General features: G+C 55.3%; 6 protein-coding genes and 1 tRNA gene. All 7 read right to left on the reverse strand.

Going from position 1 to position 8,030, the window contains the following annotated elements:
- Positions 1-344: 344 nt before the first annotated feature.
- The 7 genes from B0G52_RS34910 to B0G52_RS34940 all read right to left on the reverse strand — a co-directional run bounded on the left by B0G52_RS34910 (position 345) and on the right by B0G52_RS34940 (position 7,748).
- Positions 345-433 (reverse strand) — tRNA-Ser (locus tag B0G52_RS34910).
- Between the two features lie 76 nt (positions 434-509).
- Positions 510-1,796, reverse strand: coding sequence for a serine--tRNA ligase (gene serS, locus B0G52_RS34915; RefSeq protein ID WP_094051063.1), 1,287 nt, complete (start codon positions 1,794-1,796; stop codon positions 510-512).
- Positions 1,797-1,799: 3 nt separating this feature from the next.
- The gene (gene pdxT / locus B0G52_RS34920; RefSeq protein ID WP_094051064.1) at positions 1,800-2,375 is read right to left on the reverse strand and encodes a pyridoxal 5'-phosphate synthase glutaminase subunit PdxT; all 576 of its coding nucleotides are present in this window, start codon (positions 2,373-2,375) and stop codon (positions 1,800-1,802) included.
- Positions 2,376-2,477: 102 nt separating this feature from the next.
- Positions 2,478-3,362 (reverse strand): pyridoxal 5'-phosphate synthase lyase subunit PdxS, encoded by an 885-nt coding sequence (gene pdxS / locus B0G52_RS34925; RefSeq protein ID WP_233163366.1) that lies wholly within the window; start codon positions 3,360-3,362, stop codon positions 2,478-2,480.
- A gap of 73 nt (positions 3,363-3,435) precedes the next feature.
- Positions 3,436-4,773 carry a D-alanyl-D-alanine carboxypeptidase family protein gene (locus tag B0G52_RS34930; protein ID WP_094051066.1) on the reverse strand — a complete coding sequence of 446 codons (1,338 nt, stop codon included), beginning with the start codon at positions 4,771-4,773 and terminating at the stop codon, positions 3,436-3,438.
- Positions 4,774-4,902: 129 nt separating this feature from the next.
- The gene (guaB, locus tag B0G52_RS34935; RefSeq protein ID WP_094051067.1) at positions 4,903-6,360 is read right to left on the reverse strand and encodes an IMP dehydrogenase; all 1,458 of its coding nucleotides are present in this window, start codon (positions 6,358-6,360) and stop codon (positions 4,903-4,905) included.
- A gap of 152 nt (positions 6,361-6,512) precedes the next feature.
- Positions 6,513-7,748: a putative glycoside hydrolase gene (locus tag B0G52_RS34940; RefSeq protein WP_094051068.1), complete on the reverse strand. Its 1,236-nt coding sequence runs from the start codon at positions 7,746-7,748 to the stop codon at positions 6,513-6,515.
- Between the last annotated feature and the right edge of the window lie 282 nt (positions 7,749-8,030).

An 8,030-nucleotide genomic window follows, 5' to 3' on the forward strand; every position in this document is an offset into this window, starting at 1 on the left:
CTTGAGTGGCTAGAATGGAACTGTAAATATATGAAATCAAAGTAATAGGAATACAATCCAGTTCACTATGTGAGCATTTATGCAACGCTAGTGCGTGCGGCGGGCTTATTCAAGGCCGCACTGTCCGTTGAGCTATAAAAATTTTGCTTATGGCGGAGACAGTGGGATTCGCTCCGTCGCTGCCGTGGCCGTACTCATCGTACGACCACGACATACCGCGACTATCACGCCGGGGCCTACGGACATGCCTTTTGGCATGTCCGCTTTACGGCCCGTTCGAATCCCACATCCGCCATTACGCAAAAAACCGATTCCTTCTCAGGAATCGGGCTGTTTTTTGCTTATGGCGGAGAGAGTGGGATTCGAACCCACGTGGGCTTGCACCCTAACGGTTTTCAAGACCGCCCCGTTATGACCGCTTCGGTATCTCTCCACGATTGGCAGACGACTCACCCGCGAAGGTTCGACCGATACTGCCAAATCATCATATCACACCTGCGTCGGGCGCATCAAGCCCTGCGAGGAGCAATAACTTCCAGACCGCCCATGTAAGGCTTGAGCACTTCCGGCACTTTAATCGTGCCGTCGGCTTGCTGGTAATTTTCGATAATCGCTGCGACCGTCCGTCCGAGCGCCAGACCCGAACCGTTCAACGTATGCACAAATTCCGGTTTTGCCCCAGTTTCCGGACGATAGCGGATGCCCGCTCTGCGCGACTGGAAGTCCTCGAAGTTCGTACACGAGGAAATTTCCCTGTACGTGCCCGCGCTCGGCAGCCACACTTCCAGATCGTAAGTCTTCGCAGAACCGAAGCCCATATCACCCGTACAGAGTGCAAGCACGCGGTACGGAAGCTCCAACAGCTGCAGCACTTTCTCCGCATGTCCGGTCAACTGTTCGAGCACCTCATACGACTTGTCCGGCGCTACCAACTGGACGAGCTCGACCTTGTTGAACTGGTGTTGGCGAATCAATCCGCGCGTATCGCGGCCGGAAGCGCCCGCCTCGGAGCGGAAGCAACCGCTGAAAGCGACGAACGCCTTCGGCAAGTCATCCGCCGACAAAATCTCTTCGCGATGGAAGTTCGTCACTGGAACCTCTGCCGTCGGGATAAGGAAATAGTCGGTCCCCTCGATCTTGAACAGGTCCTCCGAAAATTTCGGAAGCTGCGACGTCCCGACCAAGCTGTCCCGATTAACGATATATGGAGGCAAAATTTCCTCGTAGCCATGCTTGTCTGCATGAAGGTCCATCATGAAGTTGATCAATGCCCGTTCCAGACGCGCTCCAAGACCTTTGTAGAACACGAACCGCGAACCGGTCACCTTGGAGGCAGCCTCGAAATCAAGAATGCCAAGCTCCGTGCCAAGCTCCCAGTGCGGCTTGGTCTCGAAGTCGAATGCCGCCGGCTCGCCAACCCGGCGCAGCTCGACGTTGTCTTCTTCGGATGCGCCGACGGGAACGCTCTCGTGCGGAACGTTCGGGATGGCCAGCAGCAGCTTGTCCATCTCCGCCTCGATCTCGCGTACCTCTTCGTCCAGCAGCTTGATTCTGTCGCTGACGGTCCTCATCTCCGCGATCAAGTCGTCCGCGTTCTCGCGGTTTTTTTTCAGCTTCGCCACTTCTTGGGATACGACATTGCGGCGGTTTTTGAGCTGCTCGCTCTCCGTCAGCTTCTCTCTGCGGCTCACGTCCAGCTTCGGGAAGTCCGCGATCAGTTCCTGAGAAGCGTTGCGATTGCGAAGCGCCTGCGCCACTTTCTCGTAATCGTTGCGAAGCAACTTGACGTCCAACATGGGTTATTGTCCCCTTTCCTGGGCCATGCGAATGAATAGTTCATGGAGTCTATAATCATCGGTCAGCTCGGGATGGTAAGAGGAGGCCAATAGGTTCCCTTGTCTTGCGGTGACGATCTCGCCCTGATATACCGACAATACTTCAACCTTCTCGCCGACTTCTTTAATGAGAGGAGCCCGAATGAAGACCGCTCTCAGAGGCGTGTCGATGCCTTTCACGTCCAGATCCGTCTCGAAGCTCTCCCGCTGACGACCGAACGCGTTGCGGGCAACCGTCATGTCCATCAGACGCAGATGCGGCTCTTCATCGCCCTCCAGCCGCTCCGCCAGCAAGATCAGGCCCGCGCAGGTGCCGAAGACGGGTTTGCCTTGCGCCGCGTAATCCTGGATGGCTTCGATAAAGCCATACTTGCGCATCAGCTTGCCGATCGTCGTGCTCTCTCCTCCGGGGATGATCAGCCCGTCGATCTCCGCAAGCTGCTCGACACGCTTGACGGCGACGCCCCGGCCTCCGGCAAGCTCAATGCTGCGGATGTGCTCCGCCACCGCTCCTTGCAATGCCAATACTCCGATGTTCATCGCTTATCCTTCTTCCGTGCGCTAATGATTATATAATCTTAAAGCGGCCCCCTCCGGCCCCAGCGCTGCTGGTCCGTATGGAAGCCGCTCGATGAGCCGATCTTACAGTCCGCGATCCTGCATCCGTTCGGACGCTGGAAGCTTGGAAATCTCGATTCCTCTCATCGCCTCGCCCAGATCCTTGGATACGCGTGCGATCAGGGCGTAATCTTCATAGTGCGTCGTCGCTTCAACGATCGCGCGAGCGAATTTCTCCGGACTCTCGGATTTGAAAATACCGGAACCGACGAATACGCCGTCCGCGCCAAGATGCATCATCAGCGCCGCATCGGATGGGGTCGCTACGCCGCCTGCGGCGAAGTTGACGACCGGCAGACGACCGGATTCGTGAACGCTCAGCAGCAACTCATAGTTGACGCCCAACACTTTCGCTTCATGGTACAGCTCGTCCTTGGACAGGTTCTGGATTCTGCGGACTTGACCCGTAATGATACGCATATGACGAACGGCTTCGACGATGTTGCCCGTTCCCGGCTCGCCCTTCGTGCGGAGCATCGAGGCGCCTTCCTGAATACGGCGCAGAGCTTCTCCCAAGTCCTTGGCTCCGCATACGAACGGAATGGTGAATTGGGTCTTGTCGATGTGGAACACTTCGTCCGCCGGAGTAAGCACTTCGCTCTCGTCGATGTAGTCGACGCCCAACGATTCCAGTACCTTCGCTTCAACATAATGCCCGATTCTGGCTTTCGCCATAACCGGAATGCTGACGACCTTCATGACTTGCTCCACGAGCTCCGGATTCGCCATGCGAGCGACTCCGCCCGCCGCGCGAATGTCGGACGGCACGCGTTCCAGCGCCATAACTGCCGTTGCGCCTGCCGCTTCGGCGATTTTAGCTTGCTCGGCGCTCATGACGTCCATGATGACGCCGCCTTTTTGCATTTCTGCCATGCCGCGTTTAACTCTCGAAGTTCCAGTTTCCATGATTCATGCCTCCCGAAGATTCTAAACATAAATTTTACATGAAGAAGGTGTAATAGGCAACCATTTAAGTCGGAATTTAGAAAAGATCCACGATTCCTTGGAACAGACCGGAGAAGAAGTTGCCGATCGCCCGGAACAGCAGTCTCCACCAGCTCGCCTTATTCACTTCTTCCGACGCGATCAAATCGATCGTAACCGTCTTCTCTTCTTGCGTGGATGGATCTTTGTACTTATAAGTAACCGTACCGACTTTGTCGCCTTGCGCGATCGGAGCAACGAGGGGATCCTCGACAGGCTTGACCTCCTGCACGACAGGCTCGACGACGACGCCTTTCGGAATAAGAACGGTGAGATCGGTTGCCGTAACGACAGATACGGTAGTCGACTTCCCTTTCTTGATCTTCAACGTTTCATGTTCGGGTACGGAAGCTTTCGCTTCGACAATCGTTTTCTTCTCAAAACCTTTGAAACCGTAATCGAACAGCTTGGCAGTCTCCAAAAACCGCTTGCCTTGCTCCGTCGTGCCGGGAACGCCCATAACGACCCCGATCAAGCGAGTGCCGTTGCGAAGCGCGGTACCCGTGAAATTCTGGCCCGCTCTACTGGTATGTCCCGTTTTGAGCCCGTCTACGCCTTCGTAAGCGAATTTGCGCAACGTCGGATTATCCTTATTGGTACCCAGCATCCAGTTCCAGTTTTTCATCGGCGTTTTGTCGCGTTCGCGGAATTTGTATTCTTGAAGCTTGGACGTCTCCAGGAATTCCGGATCGTCCTTAACGATCCGATAGGCGAGAATAGCTGCGTCTCTGGCTGACATTGTCGTCTCGCCGTCTACGGTAGTCGGACGGAATTTCTCCGGCATATCCGCGCGGTCCAGACCCGTGGAATTGATAAAGTGCGATTGCGTCATCCCGAACTCGACAGCGGTCTGGTTCATCAGCTTCGCGAACTCTTCTTCGGAACCGGAAACTTCTTCGGCCAGTTGCACCGTCGCGTCGTTCGCGGAATAGACCGCCAACGCAATGTACAATTCTCTAATCGTATGTTGATCGCCTTGGGCTAAGAGAATACGGCTTCCGGTTTGTTTGGCCGCGTTTTCTCCGACCGTGACTTTATCGTCCCAGGACATCTTTCCTTGCTTGACGGCCATCGATACGAGATACTCCGTCATCATTTTAGCCATGCTCGCCGGAGGTCTGGCTTCGTCCGCATTGTGCTGAAACAGAATTTGTCCGCTCTCCGCATCCATTAGAATCGCGGCTTCGGCTTCCAATTGGGGAGCGGCAGGAAGCTCGTCCGCCGAGGCGAAGGAGGAAAACCCGAACAGCAGCAGAAAACTTGCAAGTACGACAGCGGCGACGAACCGCTTCGACAGGAATGCTAGAGACAACGACAATTGATGATGGCGATTCAACGCATTCTCCCCTTTTTCGATAATAAAATACCTTTCCTATTGTAACATAGGCGCTTCAAAGGAAAAAGCCGAAGGTCGGATAAATCCTGTCCCTTCGGCTTCCATATTCTCTCTGGCTCCATTGCGGAGTTACATGGAATAGTTAGGCGCTTCTTTCGTGATTTGCACGTCATGCGGATGGCTCTCGCGAAGTCCCGCACCCGTAATCCGAACGAATTGCGTGTCGTTCTTCAACTCTTCGATCGTAGCCGTTCCGCAGTAGCCCATACCCGAACGCAGACCGCCGAGCAGCTGATGAATGATATCCTTCAGAGGACCTTTGTAAGCCACGCGGCCTTCGATGCCCTCCGGAACGAGCTTGCTCTCGTTCTCCTGGAAGTACCGGTCCTTGCTGCCTTCCTTCATCGCGCCGATCGAGCCCATGCCGCGATAGGATTTGTACCGGCGGCCTTGGTAAATTTCCGATTCGCCCGGGCTTTCTTCCGTACCCGCGAACAGGCTTCCCAGCATGACGCAGCTTGCGCCCGCAGCGATCGCCTTGGTGATCTCGCCGGAATACTTGATGCCTCCGTCGGCGATGATCGGTACGTTATACTCGCGCGCAACGGTCGCGCAATCGTAGACTGCCGTGATCTGCGGAACCCCGATGCCGGCGATAATGCGCGTCGTACAGATGGATCCAGGCCCGATGCCGACCTTCACGACGGAAGCTCCGGCTTCGATCAGATCGCGGGTCGCTTCGCCCGTCGCGACGTTCCCTGCGATAAGGGTAAGGTCCGGATATTTCTCCCGCAGCTTGCGAACCATCGCCACGATGTCGATGTGGTGCCCGTGCGCCGAATCGACGACGAGAGCATCGACTCCCGATTGCACCAACGCCTCGGCCCGCTCGAACGTATCCTTGGATACGCCGACGGCAGCTCCGACGAGCAACCGGCCGTGATGATCTTTCGCTGCGTTGGGGAATTGAATGGCTTTCTCGATATCTTTAATCGTAATAAGGCCTTTAAGCGTATTGGATTCGTCTACGAGAGGCAGCTTCTCGATCTTATGACGCTGGAGGATGCCTTCCGCTTGCTGCAGCGTCGTTCCGACAGGAGCCGTGACCAAATCCTCTTGCGTCATGACTTCTTTGATCTTAATGGAATAATCATGCACGAAGCGCAAGTCGCGATTGGTGAGGATACCGACCAACGTGCTGTCCGCGTCCACGATCGGAACTCCGGAAATCCGGTACTTGCCCATCAGCTCTTCGGCGTCATAGACGTGATGCTCCGGCGTCAAGGAGAATGGATTCGTAATAACACCGCTCTCGGAACGCTTAACCCGATCCACCTCTTCGGCTTGCTGAGCTACCGACATGTTCTTATGGATAATGCCAATGCCGCCCTCCCGGGCGATTGCGATCGCCAAAGCCGATTCCGTGACCGTATCCATCCCCGCGCTGATCAACGGAATATTAAGCTTTACCGAAGGACTGAGCACGGTCGATACGTCGACGTCCCGAGGAAGGATGGAAGATTTCCGCGGAACGAGCAGTACGTCGTCGAATGTAAGTCCTTCTTTGGCGAATTTATTTTGCCACACAGCTGGTTACCCCCTATTGCCGGTTGCTTCTCCGGCTATTGTCTCCGATTGATTATCGTCAATCTTAGCAGAGGCGTCATGGGCTGTCAAGCACATTCGAAAGCGTGGAAAACCGCACCAAATCAGCATTTTTCCGCCTTGTGCACTGGGTGCTACGTCTTGAATTCGGGATACTTGCAGGAGGAGTTCCACAGCATATAGGAATGAATGCCCGCTTTGCGCGCGGCCGCGATCTGCTCGCGAATCTGCGCCGCTCCGTACTTCTGATGCGGATGAATCCAGCTGGCGGTGAAGCTTTGCAGCCAGGGCCGGATCTTCGCCGTTGCGATCCCTTTGCCGTTCAGCTTCCGATTATGGTTCGCGGCGTCCGACAGCGCGTGCTTCACGATCGGTCCCGGCGACAGATCCGGGTAAGCGATCGACCATATTCCTTCCGAATAGTGCGACGGATACACCATCGGCGAGATGACGTCCACTTCCGGCGCAATGGCTTTCCACTTCTGGCCGATGCCCATGTCGTCGTCCGACGAGCCGACCATTCCGAAGACGTCCGCCGAGATCGGAACGCCGACTTTGTGCAGCCTTGATCTCGCTTTATGGAGAAATGCGGCGATCGCCTCATCTTTGCTCCAACCTTGCGTGTTGGCGTACTTGACCTCCCTATCCACCTTTACCCCATTTTCGGGAAAACGCACATAATCGAACTGCACCTCGTCAAAACCCAGCTTCGCCGCATACTCCGCCAACGCGATCGGGTACTCCCAGCTCGCTTGTTTATACGGGTCGACCCATGGCGTTCCGTTCCTGTCCGTCCAGCTCGTTCCGTTTTTCCGCTTGATGGCCCAACTCGGAACCGCTTTGGCCAGCTCCGGATTTTTGAAGGTCACGACTCTTGCGATAAGATACACGTTCTGACGCTTGAGCTTGCGGATAACCTCCCTGTAATGCTCGGCAGACTTGCGCGTGGACGGGATCGGCTTGACCGTCCCGGTCTTGCCTCCCGCGCGTCCGGGCACAGTGAGGGCAATGCCGCTGTTAACGTCCAACACCATGGCGTTCAATTCGGTGCGGTTAACCAGGTCGATCAGTTCGTTCATCCTGCTGCCGTTCGCGACATATGAAGTTACATAGATGGCCCGTACCGCTTGGGACGGAACTTTCAAGTTTGAAGGCTTAGACGGGGCGGAGGCTTTAACGCTTGAATTGCGTTTCAGCCGCAAGTCGTTGACGGGCTTCTCGGAGACCTGCTGCAGGCTCTTCTCCAGTCTGCGAAGATCGTGGGTCGTCGACGGAGCCGACGATTCGGCGGAACAACCCGAGTAAAGGCTAACGAACGCAATGGACAAAAGAACGATGCAGAGCAAATGAATGGGCGGACGAGCAGGCATTACCGACACCTCCCCGATAAGTTTAAGTGTCGGTATTGTTTGCAATCGAAGGAAGCGCCCTTCGTCTGAGTTTATGGGAGCTCAGGTGGATTCTGCATCTGGTGGAGCGGATTGGGGAGAATGGCGGATAGCGCATTGTATACTTTCCGAAGCATGCAAAATGACACCTCCGATTAGAGGTGCCCCGGGCTTACGCCTTGAAAACTGGATGCGAACCAAGTGGAGCGAAGAAGAAGGTGAAGTGTCTTGCTTTGTCGTGTCATTCGTTAGGATAAGCCCTCG

Source organism: Cohnella sp. SGD-V74 (assembly GCF_003001675.1).
In the GTDB taxonomy this organism is placed as follows: domain Bacteria; phylum Bacillota; class Bacilli; order Paenibacillales; family Paenibacillaceae; genus Cohnella.